Here is a 24,363-nt window from a genome sequence, read left to right as displayed (position 1 = left end):
ACCGATACGATAGTAGCGTTTCATTGGCTTGACCCTGTAACGATTACAGGGTTTAGGCTAGTCGTTATTCTCTTGACTAACAAGCAGGTAACCGACGATGAGTTTGATTAATGAGTTGTTGAGTATTGCGTTAAGCGCCGCGCCTTGGCTGCTGCTGGGGTTGGTGATTGCGGGATTAATTAAGGCTTTAATGCCAGAACATCTATTACAGCGTTGGATGGGGGGGCGTGGACTGGGCAGCATTTTACGCGCAGCGGTGATTGGTATGCCGTTGCCACTGTGTTCCTGCGGGGCGATTCCCACCGCACTGGCGTTGCATCGGGGTGGGGCGGGCCGTGGGCCAACCACGTCTTTCCTGATTAGTACACCCGGCGTTGGGGTGGATTCAATGCTCATTACCAGTGTGCTCTTGGGCCCATTAATGGCGCTGGCGCGCGTGTTGGGAGCCTTGGTAACGGCGATAGTGACGGGCATTTTAGTGGGCTTTACTGGCCAATCAGCGCTGCCGAAAAGCACTCCTGTTAGCAGCTGCTGTGCATCAAAAGGAGCTGATGATGGCCATGCTCACGCACATGCCACTGAGTCGACAGGGGTGATCGCAGGGTTAAAGTATGCCTTTAGCGATTTATTGGATGACATTAGTAGTTGGATGTTTGCCGGTTTATTGCTGGCGGGGGTGCTGGTTACCTTTGTGCCGCCGGAAACCCTGGTAGGTTTTTCGGGTGGCTTGTTGGCGCTAATCCTTATGGCGGTCATTGGTATTCCTTTATATATCTGTGCGACTGCAGCTACACCGGTTGCCGCTGGCTTGCTATTGGCAGGCATTTCACCGGGGATGGCGTTAGTTTTTCTACTTGCTGGCCCTGTGACGAGCCTAGCCACCCTGGCTATTCTGCGGCGTGAGTTTGGAAACCAAGCGTTAGCGGTTTATCTCGTCAGCATTCTGCTGGTGACGGTGCTGATTGGCTGGGTGTTTGATCAAGGGCTGGCGATGACAGGTTGGGATCCGGTTCAGCAGGCGAACCAAGTTCAGGAGCTGCTACCTGCATCTGTCGAGTGGTTGGCTTTAGGCGCACTGGTACTGTTCTCTATTCGTCCTATGCGTAAGCGGTTGTTGGGGTTTTAGGGGTATAGTGGTCGCTTCCAAGCTAAAACTTACTTACAAGCCCTGCTAAGCATGAAAATATCAAAAGCCGCGCTCTATCGGCAGTTGGCACCAGAAGTCCGTTTACAGTTAGGGCTGTCGGTAACCAATAAAGTCATTTGTGTACTGATTCTATTGGCAGCGCTGACAGCAATTCTGGAGACGGAACCAACGCTGCGGATGCTTCTACCGTATCTTTTCCCTACGTTGGAAGCTGTGTTTGTAGTGATCTTTATTGTGGAGTATTTGCTGCGGCTGTATGCCATTGGTGAAGATCCCCGTTATCGCGGCTGGAAAGGGCGATTACGCTATGTGTTTTCATTCTGGGCTTTGGTCGATTTATTGGCGATCTTGCCGTATTTTCTGGGATTTATTGCTCAGAACAATGCGTTCTTACTGAGACTGTTGCGCTTAGCGCGCATGCTGCGGCTAGCTAGATTAGGCAGGTTTAGCCAAGCATGGACCGCGCTGGCAGAAGCGCTGCAGTCTCGTTCTCACGAACTATGGTTAAGCGCAGGCGTGGCTGGGTTATTGTTGCTGTTTTCATCCTGCTGTCTTTATGTGGTGGAGGCAGCAGTTCAGCCTGAAGCGTTTGGTAGCGTGCCCCGGGCGCTTTGGTGGAGTATCGCTACGCTGACGACGGTAGGCTATGGCGACGTCACGCCAGTAACTGCGGTAGGGAAATTCTTTGCGGGGTTAACGGCCGTTGCAGGTATCGGCATTATCGCCATGCCCACTGGCATTTTAGCGGCGGCGTTTAGCGATGCATTTCAGAAGAAACAGAAATAAGGAAACAGTAAAGTTAAGCGCCCTGATATCTCCTGTGTTATGAAATGTGTATTGATGAAGAGACAGGCCGCCATAGACAATACACATCCTACCTGACTACGAAGCTTCAATTCTCCAGCTTGTTATTAGTCCTTCAGCGGCGTAGTCATAAATCGTCGATACCTTAAGTCCGCTCCTTTTCGCCACCTCGTCCACACTCAATGCCCTTTCCCCAGAGTCTATGCGCTGATCCATTATTTCTCTTGACCTCAAGTTAACCTGAGGTTTTACAGTAAACGCCGATTCTTATTTAGCAATGGCCGATAAAGGGTGGGCAGTGGGTATGCGCAATAGCAATTCGAGATCAATACCGTTGGTAAGAACGATCCTGCTGATCATTCTTATTGGGCTCAACCTGCGGCCATCCATGGCAGCTATTGGGCCGCTGGTTGAGGCAATCCGTCACGATGTAAGCCTTTCATTTACACAGCTGTCGCTTTTAACCACGTTACCGGTATTAGCGATGGGGCTGGGGTGTTTTGCTAGCGCATTGCTCGCAAAGCGGATCGGCTTTAACAGCGTGATTACTCTGGCGCTTGTGTCGATTGCTTTATCGGATGCGTTGCATTGGTTTGACTTCGGGTATGCAGGTTTATGGACAGCTGCACTGGGCGCCGGCATTGGCATAGCGTTTATCCAGGCCGCACTTCCTGCGGTGATAAAACAGGCAGCAGGCGAGAAAACCCCAATGGTGATGGGGTTCTATATTGCCTCCATTATGGGGGGCGCGGCGCTTGCCTCTGCCATTACCCCTGTAGTGAGCGACTATATTGGCTGGCAGAACGCCTTGGCGTTATGGGGGCTTTTAGCACTTGCAGGGCTCGTTGGCTGGGTGATGCGCAGGCAAGTACTGCCAGCCCCTAGTCAAAACAACAGCGTTAGCATCGCTTTTTCAGCGATGGCGCGGCAGCCTCGGTTTTGGTCGTTGGCGATTTTCTTTGGTTTAGGCACAGCGGGTTATACCTGCCTTCTTGCTTGGATTCCGCCCACCTTTATCCATTTAGGTTGGTCTGAAACGCAAGCAGGGCTGGCGCTTAGTTGGCTAACGGCCATCGAGGTGATGGCTGGCCTAACGTTTCCGATACTGGCTCAACAAATGGAAGACCGTCGCCCGGTGTTATTGCTGGTACTGCTGTTGTCGGTGACGGGCTTTTTGCTTCTTGGGCTAATGCCTAAAACCATGGCTTGGTTGGCAACCGCGCTGTTGGGGTTAGGAATTGGTGGCCTTTTTCCCTTAAGCTTGATCATCACTATGGATCACTCAGACGACCCTGTGCTAGCTGGCCAACTGACTGCTTGGGTGCAGGGCATCGGCTATCTCATTGCCTCTTTAGCACCTGTCGCGGCGGGGTTGATAAAAGACATGCTGGGAGGGTTTGAACAGGCATGGCTGATGCTTGGGGTGATTTTTATTGGACTGATAGTGATGAGCCTCCGTTTTGATCAATCTAAAGCGCCCCAGCAACTACGCTTTAGTTAGGGCAAGGAGATTCTCGGCAATCTCAATGGAAAAGATAAAACGCTAGTGCCCTCGGTTCGTTGGCACTCAGTTTAATCCAACCACTGCCCGGGCGGTTCGTCCAGCCACCCCTGGCCTAGGATAACGGTCTCGCCAACTCTTTATTCAGAGCGATAGAGTTGCAAGCCTCGTCGCTTTCCAGAGTTGCTACTAAACGTGGTGCGATCATTTAGCTGTCTGGGGCGTATCCCAGCAGTACCGCCTCGGCCTCGAAAGCGATCAGCCATTCCGGCTCGGCAAGGCCGTGCACTATCAACCAAGAGGCCGCTGGTGGCGCGGTGGGAAAGCGGTGTTAGTGCCTCCATCAAGTCCTCGCGACGTTCTGCGCTTCCAGGAGTCTATCGAGGCCGCCACTAGAAGCGCCGCTACTTAGCAGCGCATAGTCCTATGAGAAGTATTCCTGCTTATTCAGGTAATTTTGTAATGACTTTGATTTCAAAATCGAAACCCGCCAGCCATGTCACACCAACCGCCGTCCAGTTCGGGTAGGGTTTCTCCGGGAACGCGCGCGCCTTTGCTTCCATTACCGTGGCAAACTGAGTTTCCGGATCAGTATGGAAGCTTGTCACATCAACGATGTCCTCGAAGCTTGCGCCCGCTGCTTCCAGTACTCTCTGTAGGTTGTCGAAAGCAAGCTGCACCTGGGCGGCAAAATCTGGCTCGGGAGAGCCGTCCTCACGACTGCCGACTTGGCCCGACACAAACAGAAAGTCGCCAGAACGAACGGCGGCGGAATAGGTGTTTTGGTCATAAAGCGCTTGGCGGCCGGAGGGGAAAATAACGTCACGCTTAGCCATGTGAATCTCCATCAGTAGGTCGGCACCGACCCGTTGTTTACGATGAAGTTACTTTAAGCCCCCATCTTGTGTGGATAAACGGCGAATTCTGTTCAACATTATTTGTAATTTTCAAACAATCACGGGGGATGGTATAGCCATGGATCGCTTTAACGCCATGCAGGCATTTGCCCGAGTAGTGGAAACGGGCAGCTTTACCAAGACAGCCGAGACGCTCCACATGAGCAAGACCAGCGTGACGCAACTGGTGCAACAGCTAGAGGCGCGCCTGCGTGTAAAGCTGCTCAACCGCACCACACGTAAGGTTAACGTTACGGCTGACGGTGCCGCCTATTACGAGCGCGTTATAAAGCTATTAGCCGATATGGATGATGCTGAAACCAGCCTCTCCAACGCCTCGGTGTTGCCTCGCGGCCGACTAAGGGTGGACGTGCCCAGCCCTTTCGCGCGCATGATCTTGATTCCAGCGTTGCCTGCTTTCCACGCTCAATATCCCGATATTCAAATCGATATGGGGGCGAGTGATCGCATGGTGGATCTGATAGGTGAAAGCGTGGACTGTGTGGTGCGCGGCGGAGAACTCACGGATTTATCATTAGTGGCGCGCCGCGTAGGCGACCTTCAGATCGGCGTTTACGCAGCGCCGAGCTATCTGAAAAGTGCTGGTTTGCCTTTGCACCCGCAAGAACTCTCTGCTCCGCCTCACTACATTGTAGGGCTCCGATGGGCCCGTGCCGGGGTGGATTCACCTTACGCCATGTACCGCAACGGGGAGCGCGTCACCGTACAAGGGCGCTATGTGATTTCGGTCGACGACGGTAATGCCGGTCTTGCGGCAGGCCTAGCAGGGCTCGGCGTAGTGTGGCTTCCTGACTACATGGCCAGGGAACACGTATCTCGCGGGGAGCTGGTTCGCCTATTTGATGGTTGGTATCTCGATCCAATGCCGATGTACGTCGCTTTCCCACCGAATCGGCATGTAAGCGCCAAGCTGCGCGTGTTTATCGATTGGGTCGTGGAGTTGATGGATCAGCATGCGCCCATGATTGATCGGCAAACACATAGATACTGACCTGACGCTGAAGCGTCTTTAGTGGTAAGGACTGTGTCAGCTGTTTGCGTGCAATGGAATTGAATAAGGTGATGGGTAAGCTTGAGTATAACAATGAATAAAGCTGCACTTTATCGGCAACTGGCACCGGAAGCACGTCAGCAGAATGGGTTTTCGGTGCTCAGCCAAGTGATCTGTATGCTTATCTTGCTGGCATCGTTAACGGTCATTTTCGAGACAGCAGTTTCATTTCGCGAAAGCGCCCCAGCAGCGACGCTTTAGTTAGGGTAAAGGCCTTCTCGGCAATCAAATTGGAAAAGACGTAACGCTCTGTGCCAACAATTCGCTAGCGCTCTGTTTAATCCATCCACTGCCAGGGCGGCGCTCGCAAAGGCTCGCCTTATTTTAAGGGTCAGATTTTGATCGCTGAGCCACCGATTTGGGTGTTCTACCATAGTACTGTTCAAAAGCAGCGCTAAAGCTGGATAGGTGCTGGTAGCCAACCCGATAGGCCACGCTGGAAACGCGCTGCCCTGTTTCCAACAACTCCCAAGCTTTTTGCATGCGGATTTGGGTCAGCATGCGATGGGGGCTGATGCCGAATAGTTCTCGAAATCCCTGTTTTAGTTTGAATTCGTTGGTGCCGACAGCCACGCATAGGTAGGCAATGGTCAGCGAACGGTCAAATTGGCTTAGCAGAATCTCTCTGGCATGTAGTATCCGATCCTGGTCATCTGACTTGATTCCAGTGCGCTGCACTAGGTGAGGGAGGAGTGGCCGGGTTTGTTCAGACAGTAAACTGAGTGCGGCGATCTGGGTATCCAGCAGATTGGCTGTATGGTGATGAAGATGAACCAGCGAGTTGGCCAATCTCTGGGTGGCACCGTTGTGCTTGCCGAAGAACAAATGACTGGCAGAGTGATCGTTGTTGATGTCGTCAAGTAAACCTGTGAAACCGTATTTATCCAACAGCGCTTCATCGGCGATCAGACGTAACTGGCGTATTGATTGGTTGGCTGGAAAAAGTCGTTCACCTCGAACGCTGCTGAATGCGGCAATGGTGCTATGCCCCGCAACGAAGTTGAAACACTGTCCATCTACGCCTGTAGTGCTTGATTGCCCTTCGAGGGCAATCGTCACGGTGAGAGAGCTATTGCTTCGTTCGATGGTACGTGTCTCCAGCAGATCGAAGCGCGGCATGTAATGTGCGTAAGCCAAAGCTAAGCCATCATCAAACGTTAGATGATCCGTGATGCAGTCTCCCAGGTCTTCGGTAAGCTGTGAGCGACGCCATGCGGACTGCCCGATGCGCACTGGTGTAGATATATCCAACGACGTTAGACGGTAATTCATTGCATCTCCTTCAAGCCCCATTTTTGACCTGATCGGCGTATTACTCCGAAATGCCAAACGGAAAATCCGGAATTCCTAAGTTATAAATAATACCTATTCGCGTTTGATATTTATAGTGATCCAAGACGAATGAACGCTTCAACTTTCTTGGATTGACGCATGAAAAACGAACGTAGCACTCTTAGTTGCGCCATTTTGTTTACTTTGCCAATGCTCGCGCACTCAAATATGGTCTTTGCCGACAATGCTGTGGAAAATGGAAAGGAAACGCCATCTGAGTTGCCTGCCATTAACGTTACCGCCGACAAGACTGAACGGCCACTGGAGGCAATTCCCGCCAGCGTGTCGATGATCGATGGGTTAGACATCAAGCAGTCCGGCATTGTCACCATGGAACAGCTCGAAGGACGTGTACCAGGCCTGTCGTTCCAACCTTTCGGGCAGGCGGGCATGAACTCGCCTGTCATGCGTGGGCTGACGGCCAATTTCAATACCTTTTCGACCTCCACGCTGCTGCTGGTCGATGGTGTGCCTACTCTGACGGCGCAAGGCTTCGAGGATAGTTTCCTTGATGTGGATCGCGTCGAGGTGTTGCGTGGACCACAGTCCACTCTTTACGGTCGCAATGCTGAAGCTGGTGTGATCGCCATTCATAGCCTCCCGATGGACAATATCGCTCGTGCTAGCGCGTCGGTTGAAATAGCTAACCGCGACAAACGGGCTATTCGTTTCTCCCTAAGCCAGCCGCTCGTCGAAGATAGGCTCTATGCCAGTATCTCTGGTTCATCGCTGGAGCAGGACGGCTTTATCGACAACATCTTCACTGGCCGTAAGGAAGATGACCGTCAACGTCGCCACCTGAAGTTAGGGGTACGTTGGACTCCCAGCGCTGCCACTGATTTGGTGTTGCGCTATGCGCATCAGGACTACGACGATGGTGCTGCCCTGTGGGGTGCCCCTACATCACCAAGGCAGCACGTGGCTTCCGGTACGGAAGGTTGGAATCAGTCAAGTGGTCAAACCCTTTCCCTAAAGGCCTCGCATACTTTCGCGTCCGGATTGCAGCTGCATTCCATTACGGCATGGAACGATTTCAGGGATGATATTCAGCAGGATACGGACTTCATGCCTGCTGAAGTGATGCATATCCGTCGCGATCATCATCTGAGCACGTTGTCCCAGGAGCTCCGGCTAGACGGTAAAATGGGAGATTCGGATTGGCTGGCCGGTGTTTATGCTGACCGTGGCGCCAATGATCTGCGCAACGTGGGACAGCGCATGAGGCAGCAAGAAGATTTGCGGGCAGACCAGAAGAGTCGCACCTTTGCCTTGTTCACTCACTGGAACATGCCATTGACCGATATTTGGTCACTGATGGCCGGCGCGCGAGTGGAGCGCAGTGCAGTAGAAATTCAGCCGCAAGGGGCGCTGACACAAAAACGCGACTGGACGCACTTTTCCCCCAAACTTGCCCTGCAGTACCAGTTCAACCCTCAGCACCAGTGGTATGCGAGTGCCAGCCATGGCATTCGCACGGGGGGCTTCAACGCCCTGTCTGCGGCAACCAACTACGCTGCGTTCGCCCCAGAGACGAACTGGTCATACGAAACCGGTTTTAAGGGCTGGTCGTCCGACAAGCGCCTGCGCTACTCGCTGGCGGTCTACTTCATGGATATCGACGACATGCAGGTTATGCAGATGCCGGTACCTGGATTCATGTATATCACCAGCGCAGCCACGGCACGCTCCAAAGGCGTTGAGCTGGACATGGACTACTTGCTGGGCGACGGCTGGCAGCTAAAAGCAGGCTTGGCCTGGAACCGGACTAACTTTGATCACTTCCAGGATGGCGACTCGAATTATGCCGGTAATCGGAACCCCTTTGCGCCAGACCTGACTGGGCACATCGGCATCCGTTACGACGCCCTGGAGGGATGGTACGCGCAAGCTAGTGTGAGGGGGAGTAGCAATGTCTATTTGGATGCGGCCAATCAGCACTGGCGCAATGGCTATGGCTTGATCGATTTGGTGACTGGCTACCAACGAGGTAACTGGGAGATTTCGGCGTATGCCAATAACGTTGCCGACAAGACCTACGATGCTGTGGGCTACCAGAACGGCTTTGTTACGGTTTACAGCCCACCCCGCGAAGTGGGTCTGCGCCTGGCTTGGCGTTTGTAAGGAGATGGGCATCATGAATATTCATACCCATCACCGGTTGCAATCCTTGGAGCGCGTAGGTTCCTGGTGGCCGCAGCAGTTACTGTTGGGATGGTTGAACCTGGTGCTGACCGCTCCGGTGATCTACTTGTTCGTTGGATTGCCACTGATACTGCGCCAGCATGGCTGGAGTGGCACCGAGATCGGCATGCTTCAACTCGCGGGTCTGCCAGCGATGCTCAAGTTCGTGCTAGCCACGCCAGTGGATCGCTGGCGACTGGGCCAGGCCAGCTACCGCAACTGGACTCTGGTATTGGGAATGGCCTACGTGTTGGCGCTGCTATGGCTAGGCATGTATTCATTGAGGGATACCCCAAGCGGGTTGTTATTCCTGCTGACCGTGACGGTCTGTCTATTGGGCACATGGGTTGATGTTCCGATCAATGCGTTGGCTATCCAGATACTGCCTGAATCTGAGCGCCTGCGTGCGGGTGCCATCCGTGCGCTGGCCACTTCGCTGGCGGCTATTGGGGGCGGAGGCATCATGCTGATTTTGCATGCGCGGCTTGGCTGGGCATGGCCCTTCGTCACCCTCGCAATTGGTGTGCTCTCAGGTTTGGTACTGGTGCCTTGGTTGCGGCCACATCGACAACCTGACGACATCACGTTATCACCAGCGCCGTTGGTCGAGCAGTCCAAAGCCAGTCTACGTGATTGGATCGGCTACTTCAGAGGGGCCCCGCACCGGATCTGGGCGATGCTACTGGTGCTCTATTTCCCGTGTATAGGCGCGGCCTGGGTCTACCTTAAACCCTTGATGCTGGACATGGGATTCGAGCAAGAAAGCATAGCCTGGATTGCCGGGGTGCTTGGCGGTCTTGTGGCGGCTATTTCTAGTTTAGTGGCCGGACATATCGCCCGCTTGATCGGGGCCACCGCGGCTTTACCGCTGTTCGCCGCGGTGAACCTACTGGTTCTGCTGTCTCTCACGGTCGTGGTGGTGAGCAGCGTGGGGCAATACGCTTTGATTGCTGTGGCGATGGCCCTGGCGCTGGCCATGGGGGCTTCGGCTGGGCTGATGTTCGGATTAATGATGCATCATACCCGTCCAGGTTTGGCGGCACTTGACTACGGTATCCAGTCCAGCCTGTTCGTGGCTTCGCGCACCACTGCGCCTTTACTGGCTGGCGTGCTGCTTGATCGCTTTGGTTATGTCGGGATGCTTGAGGGCTTGTCGCTAACCCTGATTTTGGTGTGCCTGTTCGCCTGGTACTCCCGCCATCGTATCTATACCACCGCGTCGATTCAGGGGCCGGCCTCTGGTAGAGCATCTGGATAAGCCAGATTGTTACCAATAATCCACCGTCTTTGAGAAGTGTGTACCGTTTTAGAAAAAGGAAAGTAGGCATGCAAGAAAAATCCCTTCACACAGCTGCCACGATGGCGGCCCACGTAACTCAAGCGCGCACCCCCCAATCCTGGACACTTTGGGTCGGCTTTATCCTGGTGTCGCTGAACCTGCGGTTGATTTTCGCCACCGTCGGCCCCTTGCTGCAGAACCTGGAATTGGGGGCCACATCCACCTTGCTGGTGAGTGCTTTGCCTGTGGCACTGTTAGGGCTCTTCTCGATTCCCGGTGTCCGGTTGCGACAATGGCTTGGAGAGGAGCGTGCGCTTTTCCTGGCACTGGCACTGTTGAGTGTAGGATGTGGTGCGCGCTGGTTTGGCGAGCCTGGTCTGATTCTCGGCACTGTTTTGGGCAGTGCGGGCATTGCAGTGATGAATGTCATCATGCCAGCGTTGGCGCGAAAACGCTTCGATCCGCAGCGTATTGGTATAGTGATGGGCATCTATGCGCTGATGTTAGGCGTCGGCGCTGTACTGGGGGCTAGCGTTTCCTTTCCGCTATTCCAACTGATGGGCGAGGATGTCGGGGCGGCGTATAGATCTCTGGGCCTGTGGGCCATCCCGGCGATGCTGGCCCTGGTGTTTTGGTTGCCACAGCTACGAAAACACTCACAGTTACCGCACAGCGCCGTTAACGGCCCAGCAGGCGTGAATTCTGCGCCTGTCGTTAATGTGTATCGGAGCGGCATGGCTTGGTCAATCACCCTGTTTTTTGGTCTACAGGCGCTCAACCTCTATGTGTTTCTGCCGTGGATGCCTACCATCCTGATGGATCGCGGTGCCACCCAGGTCACTGCGGCCATGGTGTTCTCTGCTTCTCAGGTCAGTCTGATGGTTGCCAGCTTTGCCACACCGCTACTGGCTTCGCGCAGGCGAGATCAACGTCCCTACATCGTGATGACGGTGTTGCTGTGCCTTATTGGCACGTTGGGGTTGAAGTTTGGCTCTGTGGGCAGTGCTATGCTGTGGGCCTTGCTGCTCGGCTTCGGCCAAGGTGCAGGCCCATCATTGGGCGCTTTTCTATTCGTCGCTAAGGCTGCCAGTATCGACACTGCCACCCGTATCTCGGCTATGGCGCAGACTATCGGCTACCTGATCGCAGCGGCTGGCTCGCTATTGGTTGGTACTATTTACCATCATACAGGAGATTGGAACGTACCGATTGTGCTGTTGGCCTGCATCCTCGCTATCGAATTGATCGTATCTCTTCCTGCCGGACGCAACGTGAAAATATGAGTTGATGATAGGGGAAAGCTACCTGCTTCGCTGCGTCTTTCCATCGCTAAGAAATGCCGCTTTGCCCAGCGCCCAGCTTCTACGTTTTAGCTAGGACAAGGTACTTCTCGGCAATCTAGCTGGCAAAGGCGAAACGCTCTATCACATTGATTTATTCGCTCACTGTGATGATGTCGACAAGCGCTGCTTAGCTGAAGGCTTACTATGTAGCCGCTCCGCCATAATGCGCGCAAGACGCTCTAAGGCCAGTTCGAGTCGTTCAACCAAGCCTTTCATAAGCACGAGACGGTCGGCGGGGATGTCACCGTAGGTCTCAATCGCCGCTTCCAACTGCTGACCAGCTTCGCGAATGCCTTGGGGCGGCCGCCCGTTGGCACTCTCTGCAAAACCCTTGGCCAGCGTCTGCAGTAGGTCTTGATGCGTTCGGCGGATTAACGGATGCGGCGCATCGTCAAGACGGTCACGTAGGCGCAACATCGCGGTGCCCAAGTCGAGCCCTGTCAGGCCTAAAATAAACAGATGGCGTTGGTCCTCGGGGAGCATATCGTCGTGCTGAGCGAGCTGCAGTAGTCGGTCGGCCATATGGCCGCTGAAGCGGGTTTCCGCATCTCGAATTGAACGTCGGCGTAGCCCATCGATATCCTGGGAAATTGCCTTAATCAGACGCCGCCTCCTAAGTCGTGCACCTGGCCCTGGCAGTAGGCGAAAAGCCATAACGACGCAGGTCAGCCCAATCACCACGGCTACCACCCGGTTGGCGAAGCTATCGAAAGAGAAATCCATGCCGTTGCCAGGCATGGTCAGCAGAATGTTGAAAATAGCAAAGGCTAAGCAGTACCCCATGGTGGCCGGGTTAGTGGCTCCCAGTAAGCCTAAAAATAGTGGCGTGCCAAACAGCATCGCTAGCATCGGGAAACCATTGGCTTGGGAGAGCAGTACATGGCCGAATAGAAAGGCGCTGGGAATCGCCGCCAACATGCCTTTGTAAAACATCATCGTAATGGCTACTGGGTTTTCGCGGCTGGCGAAAAAGGCTGAAAACAGTGTGCCCAGCATCATAGCAATCATGGCGCTATTCCAAGCGGTAACAATCCAGAAAGTTGCCAGTAGCGCAAACAGCAACCCCGAGCGTATGGCGTTAATACTGGCGGCAAGGTGGTCACGGTGCCAAGCTAGCGGCGATGAGCGTAGTTTATGGCGCCCCGGTGAAGCAATTGCCTCGCGGGCGTCGAGCATCACCAGCGCATGGCCAATCGATTCGCGCAGCCCCAAGCGAAGGCGCTGGTCGAGCGGGGCGATGCTGTTCTCCTGGTCACTTTCATGAACCTGATGGCGTAGCACCTGGAGTGCTTTTCTTGCTTTCGCGACCCCCTTGACGTGTTCTGCCTCACGAAAGCCCTGAGCGACCCGACATGCAAGCTTGATACTTTGTGGGTCGAGCCGGTCGGCGTGGTCATACATCAGTTGATGAAGTGCTTGGAGGTTGGCGAAAAAGCGCAGCGTACGCCGCGTTAGTACATGGGTGGCGCGCACTCGGCCAGGGCCGACAGGACCCTCAAAACGGGCCGCTTGGCTATCGGTTTCCAGTAGTGTTAATGGCGCTAGGCTACTCCGCAGAGCTTTCTGCATCGCTGGAATATCGTTGCTGGCTTCCAAACGCAGGGCGGCATGCTCGAAGGCTTCGTTGATGACGCTGTCGGCCTGGGTGGCAAGGTGCGTACCCACATGAGATGGCCAGAGTAGCGAGCTGACCAGCATCGCGCAGACTGCACCCAGCCCCAGTTCGGAAAGCCGGGCCACGGCGATGTCGAAAATACCCGCTGGTGTGCTTCCGCTGGAAATCACCACAATTAGCATTGCGGTGACGGCAGCCATCAGGCAGCCGTAAGTGTAGTTGTTACGCCACAGTGAACCGACATAAGTGCACAGCATAATCCAAGCCGTCAATACGATCAGCGCGGGTATGCGCGCTTGGACGAACAGCGCCATTATCACGATACCTGCAACGGCCCCGATAACAGTGCCGCTAAGCTGGCAGATGCCTTTTTCGATCACCATGCCGCTCATCGGTCGAACCTGGAGAAAAGCAGCCGACATTAGCGCCCAGTAAGGTCTTTCCAGGTCGAACCAGAGAGCCACATAGAGTGCCAGCATCATTGCCAAGGTGGTTTTGATAGCGAACTTAACCGCCGTGGCATTGGGCGTCAGGTAGGTATTAACAAACGGCGACATGGATCACTCAGGCTGCTCGGCAGCGTGGACGCGTACCGTTGCTGTCATGCCGACGCTAAGCAGCGTGTCGTCAGGGACGTTGTCTAACGAAATGCGCACTGGGATACGCTGTGCCAAGCGCACCCAGTTAAACGTTGGCGCCACCTGTGGTAGTAGTTGCTGGTTAAGGGTGGTGTTGCTATCGGCAATGCCTCGGCCAATACCCGCCACTCGGCCATCCAGATGGGGGGCGCCGTTCATTAGAATGATCTCGACCGGGTCGCCTACGTTGATCGACGCCATTTTGGTCTCTTCGAAATAGCCCACCACGTAATAAGAGTTGGCGGCGATCAGTGCCATTACCGAGGTGCCGCGATTTACGTAGTTACCCGCGACAAATTGCACGTTAAGCACATGGCCGCTGACCGGCGCGGTTACTTGTGTTCGTTCTAGATCAAGCTGGGCACTGATGAGGTCGGCCTGGGACTGATTTAGATCGGCGGCAGCAATACGTGAGTTGATTTGGGCAACCTGCTGATCTTCTGCACTAATCGCACGACTGCTACGCAGTTGATTCCGCCGGCTCTCTTCCGCGCGGCTGAGTTCGAGCGTTGCTTGACGGTGTTCAACCGTGGCCTGGGCTCTGTCGACTGCCGTTTGATAACGGGTGTCATCAATCTCAAACAGTACGTCGCCCTGGGTAACGTAATCGGTATCGGTGACATTGAGCGTATGCACCCAACCCGATACATCAGGCGCAATCGTAACGACCTCTGCATGAATACGAGCGTCGCGGGTCCAGGGAGTATAAAGATAGTAACGCCATAGCCAGGTACCGGCGGCAATAGCAAGTGCGACAATAACCAGAGTAAGTAGCAGTCGGAGCGAATGGCGCATCAAGAACCCCCGAGCAGAATAGTAAATACACAGGTAATGCCAGCCGTAAGGATGACGAAGAGCGACAGATCGAACCACGCTGCGTACCACAATGTATGCTGCCCCAGCACCCAGTGAAGCAGCGTGCGGGTCACCAGAGTGACGATGAAGCCCAAGAGGGCATAGATCAGCAGTGGGCTAAGAAGGATGCCACCGACAGCGATTTCCTGAAGACCCATAATATCCTTGAATAGCTGGAGAACAATAATAGAAACAATATGAGTACGTTAACTCTCGGAGGGTCAGTTGTTTTGCGACCGCTTCTGACACTGCCAATAATCAGCAGTATAGAAAGCGTAAGCTAATCTTGCTTTATCGAAATACGCTCTGTTCAGGTGTTAAGCATGAGGCCGATCTATGCACAACCGCCAAGCGGCACTCTTCATGCCACTCTCTTCATGCCACTTGGCGTGCACGAACTGAGCTAGCGTTTCGTGCGCATGACGATGATTAGCTGTGTTGCCGCACCTACCGCGGCGACAACCCCCGCCCCCATCGCTAGTGTCGAAACGGGAAGCTGGAGGGCCAATATAATGCCTCCGCTGGCAGCGCCTATCGCACTGCCTAAATAGAGCGCTGATTCATTGAGGGCAACCGCCAGGTTACCGTCGCCGTGGGGTTGGCGCGTACGAATCAGCTCGTTGTTTTGTGGCACTTGCAGCGCCCAGCCCACAGCACCCCAAAGCGCAATAGGCAGTAACGTCAGCAGTGGGTGAACCGACGCCGTGACAGGCAGAGCAATGAGCGCTAGAGAGAGCAGCAACATAATTGCCAGGGTAATCACAGGGCCGATAAACCGGTCCACCAGAGGCCCAATCAGAAAACTGCCCACGACGCCGCCAATCCCCCATACCCATAAATAGCCGGTAATCGACTGAACAGCGCCTGACTCGGTAGCCGCCATAAAAGGGGCGATAAAGGTATACATACCCAAACTAGCAACGGCGCCCAATAAGGAAACCGCCAGAATGGCCATGGCATGCGGGGCTTTCAAAATAGCCAGTTTGCGGGCAAGCGGCAGTGACGGTAGGGAGGGTAGTGCAGGCAGTTTGGAGTGAAGCCCAGCATAGGCGATGATGCCGAGTACTGAAATAAGCCACATCGCTGACGCCCAGCCAAAACGTTCCGCCAGCAATAGACTGACCGGTACACCCAATACAGTGCCACTCGCCATGCCGCCCATAATAATCGCAATGGCTTTACCTCGATTTACTTCGGGTGTGATGGCAGCAGAGGCGGCAATGCCCATCGCAAGATAAACCCCTGCACCAACGCCAGCGACCGCCCGCCATATGGCGAGGGATATAAAACTGGTGGCCAGGGCGCTGGCGATATTGGCCACAATAAACACGGCTAGCGCCAGTAGTAAGCCCACGCGTTGATGATGACCGGGCAGAAGGGCAACAACGACAGGCGAGCCTAAGCCATAGGCTAAGGTAAATGCCGTGACTAACTGAGCAGCCGTGGCAGCAGAGACACTAAAGGCATCTTCGATGAGTGGAATTAGCCCTGCAGTCACATAAGAGGCCATCCCAAGCGCAAACGCACCTAGTGCCACTAGATATACCGATAGACGAGATTGGTCAGCCATCACGCTCTCCATGTTAATTAAGGATCGAAAAATCACCGGGCGTTCTGCCAGCGAAGGGCTATTCTGGAGAGGCTTTAAGAGGGGTACAATTTAACTGTTTATGCTATTACTAAAAGTACTAAGCTATTAAAAGTGCAAAGTTATTAAAAATGAAAAGTTCTTAAAAATGATAAGTTATTAAAGGTAACAAAATGACAGCTCCCCGGACGCTGACTCGAGCGCGGCAAGACTTGGCTGAGTTTCTACGTAAACATCGAGAGAAAATCGCCCCGGAAGAGGTGGGCCTGCCTCGTGGCCGCCGAAGGCGTACGCCGGGGTTAAGACGCGAAGAAGTCGCCGCCTTAGCGGGCGTGGGACTGACTTGGTATACCTGGTTAGAGCAGGGGCGCGATATTAGCGTATCGGCGACTTTTCTGGACAATCTAGCCAAAGCGCTTAAGTTGGATGCGGCTGAGCGCCGCCATCTGTTCTTACTGACTCATCAGCGGCTACCCTCTGAGCTAGGCAAAACCTGGTGCAGCGTGCCACCGCTGATCCAAACGTTGATGGACGATTTGCCGACACGGCCTGCGTATATTCTTAACTTACGCTGGGATGTGCTGGCGTGGAACGGTGCCGCCGATAGGCTGTTCAACTTCTCATCCCATGTGCCTGAGCGCCGCAATCTGCTGTGGCTGCTATTTACCGACCCTGGTATGCGTCAGCGCTTATCACCTTGGGAAGCGCAGGTCAGCCAAATGCTCTCCAGCTTTCGGCGCGACTTTGCCCGTGCGGCGCAAGACCCCTCTATTGATGAGCTTGTCGAAGAGTTAACCAAGGTTTCGCCTGAGTTTAAGCTGGTGTGGAAAACCCAGGAGGTCAACGCCCCTTGCCAGGGAGTGCGTCATCTTTACCTTGAGGAGCTGGGCGAGGTGGCGTTCGAGCACACGACGTTAACCGTTGATGAAGAGCGCCACTTACGGCTGGTTTATTATGCCCTCAAGGGGAGCGACGCCGAGGAGAGGTCCTTTCATGAGTGGGTCGCTGCTTGTGAGGACAATAGTATTCTTAAAGAAAATAATAATGATTTGTATTAACTAATGGCTGTTATTAGAATGTCTCTCCGTTTGCTGATCGTTTATCGGAGGGGGAATGCCTGTTTCAGCTGAGAATACGCCATTGGCCGAGATGTATAATGCACATCATGGCTGGTTGCAGCGTTGGCTGCAGCGCAAAACGGGCTGTAGCTGGCAGGCGGCTGATCTGGCTCAGGATACCTTCCTGCGCATTCTCTCCTCCCCAAGTAATTCCTCCCAAATTAGCAAACTGCATGAGCCACGTAACTTTCTGACCACCATCGCCCGCCGGGTATGGGTGGACTTTGTGCGTCGGGATGCATTGGAAAAAGCCTGGTTAGAAGCCTTGAAGCAGCAACCTGAGCCGGTGGTTGTCTCGCCAGAAGAGCAGGCCTTGATTCTGGAAACCCTGTTGCAGATTGATGAAATGTTGGAAGGGTTAGGCAACAAGGTAAGCCAGGCATTTTTGCTCTGCCATTTGGAGGGGCTGCGTTATGCCGAGATCGCCGAACGCTTGGGGGTATCCGTCAGCTCGGTGAAAAAGTACATGGCTAAGGCGACTGAACATTGTCTGCTGTTGATGTGCGAAGAATCGCTATGAGCGATACCCAGTCAGCCCGCAAAGATACTCTCAGAGCGGCTGCCCGCTGGTACGCACTGCTGTGCGCGGAGGATGTTACTGAGCAGCAAAAACAGGCACATAATGCTTGGTTGGAAGCGGATCCGGATCATCTTCAGGCTTGGCAGCAGGTAGAAAAACTGCGTCAGCAATTGCAGGTGATGCCTGGCACTCTTTCGCTCAATGCGTTGCAGATCAAACAACGCCAGAGTCATAGCCGACGAGCCGTGCTGCGCGGCTTTGCCTTGTTGGCAGTGGGAGGCGCCCTGGGCTCGTTGGCTTGGCAGCAGGCACCTGTGGAAAGCTGGATGGCCAGCCACCGTACCGCACGGGGCGAGCGGCGCCAATATACGCTGGCGGACGGTACGCAACTGGTGCTCAATACCGCCACCGCACTGGATATAGTGGAAACCTCGACTGCCCGGTTGATTCGCCTTTATGCAGGCGAAATCTTTATTCGCACGCGGGATGGAACTGGAAACGTGACTGCTGCCAAAACGCTTCAAGTGCATACCGAGCAGGGCGCTGTGGTGCCGTTGGGCACCGTGTTTACCGTGCGTAAGCTGGATACGTCGACCCAGGTTACCGTGATGGAAGATCAGGTCGAGTTGATCCCGCAGTCGGCGGGTGGTGAGACGCAACGTCTTGTTGCCGGACAGCAGGCGCAGATGAGCTCGGTTAATGTGGAAGTGGCCACCGCCAACGCTCAGGCGGATAGCTGGACGCGCGGTCTACTGGTGGCGGTGGACTGGCCACTGAGCCGTTTGGTAGCAGAGCTGAGCCGGTATCGCACAGGTGTACTGCGCTGTGCCCCCTCTATTGCTGGGTTGAGAGTGTCAGGCGCTTTCCCTATTGATGATATCGACCGGGCGCTCCAAGCCATTGCCAATGCGTTGCCGGTTAGCGTCGACCGCTTGACCCAATATTGGGTAACCCTAAAACCTAGCGAATAAAAACTTGGATTATTTATTGTCCCTTTTTCGATCTCGTTCGACCCAGAGATAAAGCAACCGATTCTGGAATTGACGAGATAACGATGACCACATCCTTTGAACCCAAGCAGACACTCATATCACTTCGATACCACCATGGTGGCAAATCCACGCGTGCGCTTGGCGGTATTGCCCTGGGCTGTGCCCTGATGAGTTCGATGGTGCTGTTGCCTGCTCAGGCGGCACAGGCGCAAACAGTGGATGGACAGTCGCAACAGGCTGCTAGCCAACAGGCATACAACATCGAACCGGGGGCACTGGGCAGTGTATTGAGTCAGTTCGCTAGTCATGCGGGCGTTGTGTTGTCTTTTTCTGCTTATCTCACTGAAGACCTGCAAAGCGTTGGATTGCATGGACGTTATAGCGTGGAAGAGGGGTTTGCCCAGCTGCTTCAGGGCAGTGGTTTGAAAGTGGTCAAGCGGGGGCCTGCGGACTATGTCATGGAGAAAACGGGTAGCTCAGAAAACATGGTGTTAGATACCGTGGAAGTGGTGGGCAGCCGAATCGCTAGTGATGGTTATTTGGCCTTTAGCACCTCGGCAGGTAGCAAAACCGATACACCGCTGATAGAGCTTGCGCAAAGCATCAGTGTGGTCACCGCAGAGCAGCTTCGTGACCGCCAGCCGTCGTCCGTAGAGCAGGCGGTGGCCTACACGGCAGGGGTTCGAGTGGAAGCGTCGGGGATGGACCCGCGCTTTGACTTGATCTCGGTGAGGGGGTTTCCGACGGTATATCATGGCGATTTTCTTGATGGCTTGCGCCAACCCAATAGTGGCTGGCTCTCTTACTATTCCACCGTGCCCTATAACCTGGAACGCATTGAGGTGGTTAAAGGCCCCGATTCGATGCGCTATGGTCAGCTTTCACCCGGTGGGCTGGTGAACCGGGTCAGCAAGCGTCCGCAGGTGGATGCGACGAAGGAAGTGCAGCTGCAGGTCGGCAGTCATGACCACCTGCAAGGCCAGTTCGATGTGGGGGGAGATATAGGCAGCGATGTGCAGTACCGCATAGTGGGTGTTATGCGCGATGCACAAACAGATATCGAACAGGTGGATAATGACGTCACCTTGCTGGCGCCTACTCTCCATTGGCAGATGAGCGAACGTACCGACATTACCTTTATTACGCAGTATCAGGAGCGCCAGACCTCCGCCTCACCGCGCCCTTATCAGGATGGTGATAACTTGACCCATTTTTGGGCTGGCGATGAAGATTACGACAAGCTGGATCAACAGCAGTGGGCACTGGGCTATGAATTTAACCACCGTTGGAGTGACCAGCTGCAACTGCAGCAAAATGTACGCTACGGTCAGGTGGATGCCACCAATCAGTACCTTTCAGCAGGTACCTTAGCCGGTACAACGCTAAACCGCAGCAGTGTCGGCCTTTACGAAGAGATGGAGTCGCTTAGCACCGACACCCGGCTGATGGCGACCTTTGATCAGGGCGCGGTGGAGCACCAGGTGATGTTAGGCGTCGATTACGCCTATCTTGAGAACGATGTTATTTATGCGGGTGGCAGCGCGCCGTCGATCGATATCGACAACCCGGATTATAGTCAGCCTGTCGCTCAGCCGAGTAACGTTTGGACCAACGACAGTGGTAAAAACCATCGTAGAGGCCTTTATTTACAGGATCAGATTAAACTCGATAACTGGCGTTTGACCGCCGGTCTGCGTCGCGATTGGGTGCGGGACGAAACTCGCAACAACCTCACTGGTACTACTAGCGAAAGCCAAGATGAACAGAACACGTGGCGCTTTGGCGCACTTTACGCGTTCGATTCAGGGGTATCTCCGTACTTTAGCTATGCGCAGTCGTTCTTGCCTGAGAGCGGCACCGATGCAAGCGGCAATGACTTTGATCCCACCGAAGGTGAGCAGTTTGAGTTGGGGTTGAAATACCAGCCAGTGGGCAGCGAAGCGATGTTGACTGCGGCGATCTACCAGATTGATGAAACCAATCGTAAAACCACCGATCTCGACAATCCGCTGTTTCAAATCCAAACCGGAGAGGTGCGCACCCGTGGGTTGGAGCTTGAGGCTGTTGGGAATGTCACCGATAACCTGCGCATGACGGCAAGTTACAACTATAACCGCAGCGAAATCACCGTAGATAATGATGGCAACGAGGGGAGTGACTTGGCGAATACCCCACGCCATCTGGCGTCCCTTTGGGTGGATTATCGCGTTCCTGCGTTGGAGCGACTGCATCTTTCCGGTGGCGTGCGCTACACCGGAAGTGAGTACATTGATAACGCCAACAGCAATAAAAACGCTGGATACAGCCTGATTGATATGGCGGCTCACTATGATTTCGCGGGCTCTTTACAGGGAGTTCGTGCCAGCCTCAACGCCACTAACGTAACGGACGAAGAGCACATTTCCTGTGAGGGTATCTATTGCTATCGCGGTGCCGGGCGCAGCCTGATTGGCAGCCTCTCATACAAATGGTGATTAAGCCGTAGCATCGCGAGGACAACTAGTCATGCAATTATCCGTCAGAATATTAGTGTTTACCGGGCTGGCTTTAATGGCCGTATTAGGGCAAACAACGCATGCACATGCGTCGCCCGTTACGGCCGAACGTCAGGTGACCCTTGATCAGACGCTGGAATGGGCGATGCAAAACGAGCAAGGTGCCACCTATCGTATCCTGATCAGTAAACCGGAAGGCGAGGTGCCTGATAGCGGCGGTTACCCGGTGATTTATGTGTTGGATGGCAACGCTTATTTCGCTTCCTTGCATGAGGCTAAGCGGGCACAAGAGCAGTTTCGCCAAGCCATCATTGTTGGTATTGGTTATCCAGGAGAAGCGCCGCATAACTTTCTGCGACGCTCCTACGACTTATCTCCTCCGGTGGCAGAGGAACACAACGAACCACCTCAAGGAGGACAGGATGAACTGCTCGATTTTATCGAGCACAGCCTAATGCCAGCGGTTGCCGAGCGTTTCCCTGTGGATGCTAATCACCAGAGCCTTTATGGGCACTCGTTCGGCGGTATGTTTGCGATTTATGCCTTATTTACTCGGCCGGATCTGTTTAACCACATTGTCGCGGCCAGCCCCAGTCTCTGGTGGAACAATAGCTACCTGTTGAAACATGAACGCGACTTCAGGCAGCAGGTAGAAGCCGGAGAGGTAAATGTTATCCATCACAGCCTGTCATTGGCCGTGGCCGATAACGACTCTCTGCAGAACCAGCAGGATGCTAGCCAGCTATACCAGCGGATTGAAGCATTGTCGGCATACGGGTTGCGTAGCAGTTTTCACACCGTGGAGGGCGAAGATCATATGTCCGTTCCCTTTGTGCTGGAATCGCGGGTTCTCAAACAGCTTCTGGGCACTCGGGGCGGCTAATTGAGTGATTTAAGCGATCAAATACTTCCCTGGCAGTTGTTCAGCTAAAAACTCCATAAACAGTCGGGTGCGCTGGGAAAGCGTAGTTTGGCGGTAGTACACGGCATTGACCGCTTGGGTCTGCATTTCTATGCAATCGGGTAATACATCCACCAGTGTGCCGTTGCGACGGGGAGTGATGGTCATAAAGTCGGCGAGGCAGACAATACCTTCTCCTGCCATGGCCAGCTCTATTAGCGTACTTCCGCTGGAGGCCGCCAGCGTTGGAGTGATATGCAAGGGTTGGCCATCGGCGCGGCACAGAGGCCAGCGGTTGAGATGATCGAGCTGGCTGAAGCCTAGCAAACTGTGTTCTTGAAGGTCGTCGATGCTTTGCGGCGCGCCGTTGCGTTCAAAGTAGGCGGGGCTGGCCAGAAGACGCAGCGGGCTGTGGCCAAGGCGGCGGGCGTGTAGCGACGAGTCTTCTAGTTTGCCAATGCGGATGGCCAAATCAACCCGCTGCTCCAGTAGATCGATAAAGCGGTCATGGGTATCGAGTTCCAGCGTAATACCAGGGTAGCGTGCGCGGAACTCGCCAATCACCGGCACAATCACGAACTGCATAAAGCTGGGAGCGGCGTTGATCCGTAACCTGCCTTGCGGCTGATTGTGGCGATCCAGCATCGCTTCTTCGGCTTCTTCCACGGCGGCGAGAATACGGCGGCAATGGTTTAGGAATGTTTCTCCCTCTTCGGTCAGCTCCAGGCGACGCGTGGTTCTACGTAGCAGGGTAGCGCCGAGTTTTTGCTCCAGGCGGTTGAGCGCACGGCTAACCCCAGAAACGGTAATGTCAAGCCGTTCTGCAGCACCGGTGATTGAGCCGCTATCGACGACCGTCACAAAGGCCTGCTGTTCTTCAAGGGTGCTTTTCATTGAGTGCTGTTCATAGCGTTATCGGTTGCCTTAATGGCGAATACCCTGTTTGTTGATTTTAAATCAAAAGTGTCTTGCTGACGTGTCGCTATTTTTTCGCATGTTTTGAACTCACAATACCGTTCATTAAACGCCATGCAAAAGAGTATAAGCATGGATATCAGGCTATCATGAGAGGTTTTATTAATGAAAATTCTGCTGATTAATGGCGGTAAAGCGTTTGCACACTCTGGCGGTGAACTCAATAATACGCTGCACGGCGTGGCGGTAAGCACTCTGCAGGAAATGGGCTATCAGATACGCGAGACGGTGATTGATCAAGGCTATGATCTGAAGGCCGAGGTGCAGAATTACCTGTGGGCGGACACGATTGTGTATCAAATGCCTGGTTGGTGGATGGGCGCGCCCTGGATTGTGAAGCGCTACATTGATGAGGTGTTCACAGAAGGCCACGGCTCGCTTTACGCCAGCGATGGCCGTAGCCGCCAAGACCCGACCAAGCAGTACGGTAGTGGTGGCCTGCTGCAGGGACGTCGCTATATGTTGTCGTTAACCTGGAACGCGCCTTTGGAAGCGTTCGATGAACCGGATAACTTCTTCGAAGGGTGCGGTGTGGATGGTGTTTACTTCCCGTTCCACAAATCTCAGGAATTTATCGGCTTAGAAGCCCTGCCGACCTTTATCGCCAACGACGTAATGAAGGCTCCAGATGTAGCGCGCGACAAATCTGCCTATCGTAAGCACCTGCGCTGCGTACTTGGCTAGGTTTCGTCGGTTGATAGCTCTTACAAGCCCTAAGTACGACTCAATCTATAGCGCAGCTTTGGCAGTGTGCGCGCGACGGGCGGCAGGCGGGTTGCCATGACTAACGTGGCAATGGCGGCATACATGGCCCACTCTTGCATGTCGGCGCGCACCACCCAAAAGAAGTGCAGCAGTACCAGCCCTAAAATGACATAGGAAAATTTGTGTAACGGCTTCCAGCGTTTACCTAAACGGCGCATCGACCATTTGTTAGAGGTCGCCCCCAATACGGCAAGGCCGATCAGTGCGATCATGCCAACAATGATGTAGGGCCGTTTGACCAGCTCGCTACCCAACAGTGTCCAGTTAAGCCCTAGAATAAACAGCGCGTAGCTGAGCATATGCAGGGTGGCGTAGGCGAGTGTCCATAGACCAAGCTGACGGCGGA

At 54.1% G+C, this 24,363-nt stretch carries 22 protein-coding genes; 14 read left to right on the top strand and 8 right to left on the bottom strand.

The annotated features are described in order from the left end of the window. Positions 1-97: 97 nt before the first annotated feature. The 3 genes from INT22_RS08280 (at position 98) to INT22_RS08270 (ending at position 3,452) form a co-directional block, all read left to right on the top strand. Positions 98-1,126 (top strand): SO_0444 family Cu/Zn efflux transporter, encoded by a 1,029-nt coding sequence (locus INT22_RS08280; protein ID WP_193068040.1) that lies wholly within the window; start codon positions 98-100, stop codon positions 1,124-1,126. Between the two features lie 51 nt (positions 1,127-1,177). After that, positions 1,178-1,933 carry an ion transporter gene (locus INT22_RS08275; RefSeq protein WP_193068039.1) on the top strand — a complete coding sequence of 252 codons (756 nt, stop codon included), beginning with the start codon at positions 1,178-1,180 and terminating at the stop codon, positions 1,931-1,933. Positions 1,934-2,255: 322 nt separating this feature from the next. After that, on the top strand, positions 2,256-3,452 hold the full coding sequence (locus INT22_RS08270) for an MFS transporter (protein ID WP_193068038.1): 1,197 nt from the start codon (positions 2,256-2,258) through the stop codon (positions 3,450-3,452). 443 nt (positions 3,453-3,895) lie between these two features. Here the strand turns inward: INT22_RS08270 and INT22_RS08265 are convergent, their stop codons facing one another. Continuing rightward, positions 3,896-4,288 (bottom strand): RidA family protein, encoded by a 393-nt coding sequence (locus INT22_RS08265; RefSeq protein ID WP_193060996.1) that lies wholly within the window; start codon positions 4,286-4,288, stop codon positions 3,896-3,898. 139 nt (positions 4,289-4,427) lie between these two features. On the opposite strand from INT22_RS08265, the gene INT22_RS08260 reads away from it, so the two are divergent. Next, entirely contained in the window at positions 4,428-5,360 is a 933-nt protein-coding gene (locus INT22_RS08260) for a LysR family transcriptional regulator (RefSeq protein ID WP_193068037.1), read from the top strand. 93 nt (positions 5,361-5,453) lie between these two features. After that, on the top strand, positions 5,454-5,621 hold the full coding sequence (locus INT22_RS08255) for a hypothetical protein (RefSeq protein WP_193068036.1): 168 nt from the start codon (positions 5,454-5,456) through the stop codon (positions 5,619-5,621). Between the two features lie 123 nt (positions 5,622-5,744). On the opposite strand, the gene INT22_RS08250 is transcribed toward INT22_RS08255, so the two are convergent. Continuing rightward, positions 5,745-6,692 (bottom strand): helix-turn-helix domain-containing protein, encoded by a 948-nt coding sequence (locus tag INT22_RS08250; RefSeq protein ID WP_193068035.1) that lies wholly within the window; start codon positions 6,690-6,692, stop codon positions 5,745-5,747. A 159-nt stretch (positions 6,693-6,851) separates the two neighbouring features. On the opposite strand from INT22_RS08250, the gene INT22_RS08245 reads away from it, so the two are divergent. The 3 genes from INT22_RS08245 to INT22_RS08235 all read left to right on the top strand — a co-directional run bounded on the left by INT22_RS08245 (position 6,852) and on the right by INT22_RS08235 (position 11,495). Beyond that, positions 6,852-8,873: a TonB-dependent receptor gene (locus INT22_RS08245; RefSeq protein ID WP_226912522.1), complete on the top strand. Its 2,022-nt coding sequence runs from the start codon at positions 6,852-6,854 to the stop codon at positions 8,871-8,873. A 13-nt stretch (positions 8,874-8,886) separates the two neighbouring features. Continuing rightward, positions 8,887-10,191 (top strand): MFS transporter, encoded by a 1,305-nt coding sequence (locus INT22_RS08240; protein ID WP_193068034.1) that lies wholly within the window; start codon positions 8,887-8,889, stop codon positions 10,189-10,191. Positions 10,192-10,259: 68 nt separating this feature from the next. Further along, on the top strand, positions 10,260-11,495 hold the full coding sequence (locus INT22_RS08235; RefSeq protein ID WP_226912521.1) for an MFS transporter: 1,236 nt from the start codon (positions 10,260-10,262) through the stop codon (positions 11,493-11,495). A 159-nt stretch (positions 11,496-11,654) separates the two neighbouring features. Here INT22_RS08235 and INT22_RS08230 read toward each other — a convergent pair whose 3' ends face one another. The 4 genes from INT22_RS08230 to INT22_RS08215 form a co-directional block, all read right to left on the bottom strand. Next, on the bottom strand, positions 11,655-13,727 hold the full coding sequence (locus INT22_RS08230; protein ID WP_193068033.1) for an FUSC family protein: 2,073 nt from the start codon (positions 13,725-13,727) through the stop codon (positions 11,655-11,657). Between the two features lie 3 nt (positions 13,728-13,730). Beyond that, positions 13,731-14,603, bottom strand: coding sequence for an efflux RND transporter periplasmic adaptor subunit (locus INT22_RS08225; protein WP_089039010.1), 873 nt, complete (start codon positions 14,601-14,603; stop codon positions 13,731-13,733). Further along, entirely contained in the window at positions 14,603-14,821 is a 219-nt protein-coding gene (locus INT22_RS08220; RefSeq protein WP_193068032.1) for a DUF1656 domain-containing protein, read from the bottom strand. The genes INT22_RS08225 and INT22_RS08220 overlap by 1 nt, the downstream gene beginning before the upstream one ends. Before the next feature lie 245 nt (positions 14,822-15,066). After that, the gene (locus INT22_RS08215) at positions 15,067-16,233 is read right to left on the bottom strand and encodes an MFS transporter (RefSeq protein ID WP_193068031.1); all 1,167 of its coding nucleotides are present in this window, start codon (positions 16,231-16,233) and stop codon (positions 15,067-15,069) included. Between the two features lie 191 nt (positions 16,234-16,424). Here INT22_RS08215 and INT22_RS08210 point away from each other — a divergent pair, with 191 nt between their 5' ends. The 5 genes from INT22_RS08210 to INT22_RS08190 all read left to right on the top strand — a co-directional run bounded on the left by INT22_RS08210 (position 16,425) and on the right by INT22_RS08190 (position 22,259). Further along, positions 16,425-17,309: a helix-turn-helix transcriptional regulator gene (locus tag INT22_RS08210; RefSeq protein WP_193068030.1), complete on the top strand. Its 885-nt coding sequence runs from the start codon at positions 16,425-16,427 to the stop codon at positions 17,307-17,309. Between the two features lie 55 nt (positions 17,310-17,364). Next, positions 17,365-17,889, top strand: a complete 525-nt coding sequence (locus INT22_RS08205) for a sigma-70 family RNA polymerase sigma factor (protein ID WP_089039006.1) — start codon at positions 17,365-17,367, stop codon at positions 17,887-17,889. Beyond that, on the top strand, positions 17,886-18,860 hold the full coding sequence (locus INT22_RS08200; RefSeq protein WP_193068029.1) for a FecR domain-containing protein: 975 nt from the start codon (positions 17,886-17,888) through the stop codon (positions 18,858-18,860). Before INT22_RS08205 ends, INT22_RS08200 begins: the two co-directional genes overlap by 4 nt. An 83-nt stretch (positions 18,861-18,943) precedes the next feature. Then, positions 18,944-21,355 carry a TonB-dependent siderophore receptor gene (locus INT22_RS08195; protein ID WP_226912520.1) on the top strand — a complete coding sequence of 804 codons (2,412 nt, stop codon included), beginning with the start codon at positions 18,944-18,946 and terminating at the stop codon, positions 21,353-21,355. A gap of 31 nt (positions 21,356-21,386) precedes the next feature. Then, the gene (locus INT22_RS08190) at positions 21,387-22,259 is read left to right on the top strand and encodes an alpha/beta hydrolase (protein WP_193060987.1); all 873 of its coding nucleotides are present in this window, start codon (positions 21,387-21,389) and stop codon (positions 22,257-22,259) included. A 9-nt stretch (positions 22,260-22,268) separates the two neighbouring features. Here INT22_RS08190 and INT22_RS08185 read toward each other — a convergent pair whose 3' ends face one another. Continuing rightward, entirely contained in the window at positions 22,269-23,171 is a 903-nt protein-coding gene (locus INT22_RS08185) for a LysR substrate-binding domain-containing protein (protein WP_193060986.1), read from the bottom strand. Between the two features lie 186 nt (positions 23,172-23,357). Between INT22_RS08185 and INT22_RS08180 the strand changes: the two genes are divergently transcribed. Then, complete coding sequence (locus INT22_RS08180) at positions 23,358-23,936, top strand: NAD(P)H-dependent oxidoreductase (protein WP_193060985.1); 579 nt, start codon at positions 23,358-23,360, stop codon at positions 23,934-23,936. Positions 23,937-23,965: 29 nt separating this feature from the next. Here INT22_RS08180 and INT22_RS20500 read toward each other — a convergent pair. Next, a partial coding sequence (locus INT22_RS20500; RefSeq protein ID WP_226912519.1) for a protein-methionine-sulfoxide reductase heme-binding subunit MsrQ occupies positions 23,966-24,363 on the bottom strand: 398 nt, incomplete at its 5' end.

It is taken from the genome of Halomonas sp. 3D7M, from assembly GCF_014897885.1.
GTDB lineage: Bacteria > Pseudomonadota > Gammaproteobacteria > Pseudomonadales > Halomonadaceae > Vreelandella.
This window is presented reverse-complemented; position numbering and strand designations above follow the sequence as displayed.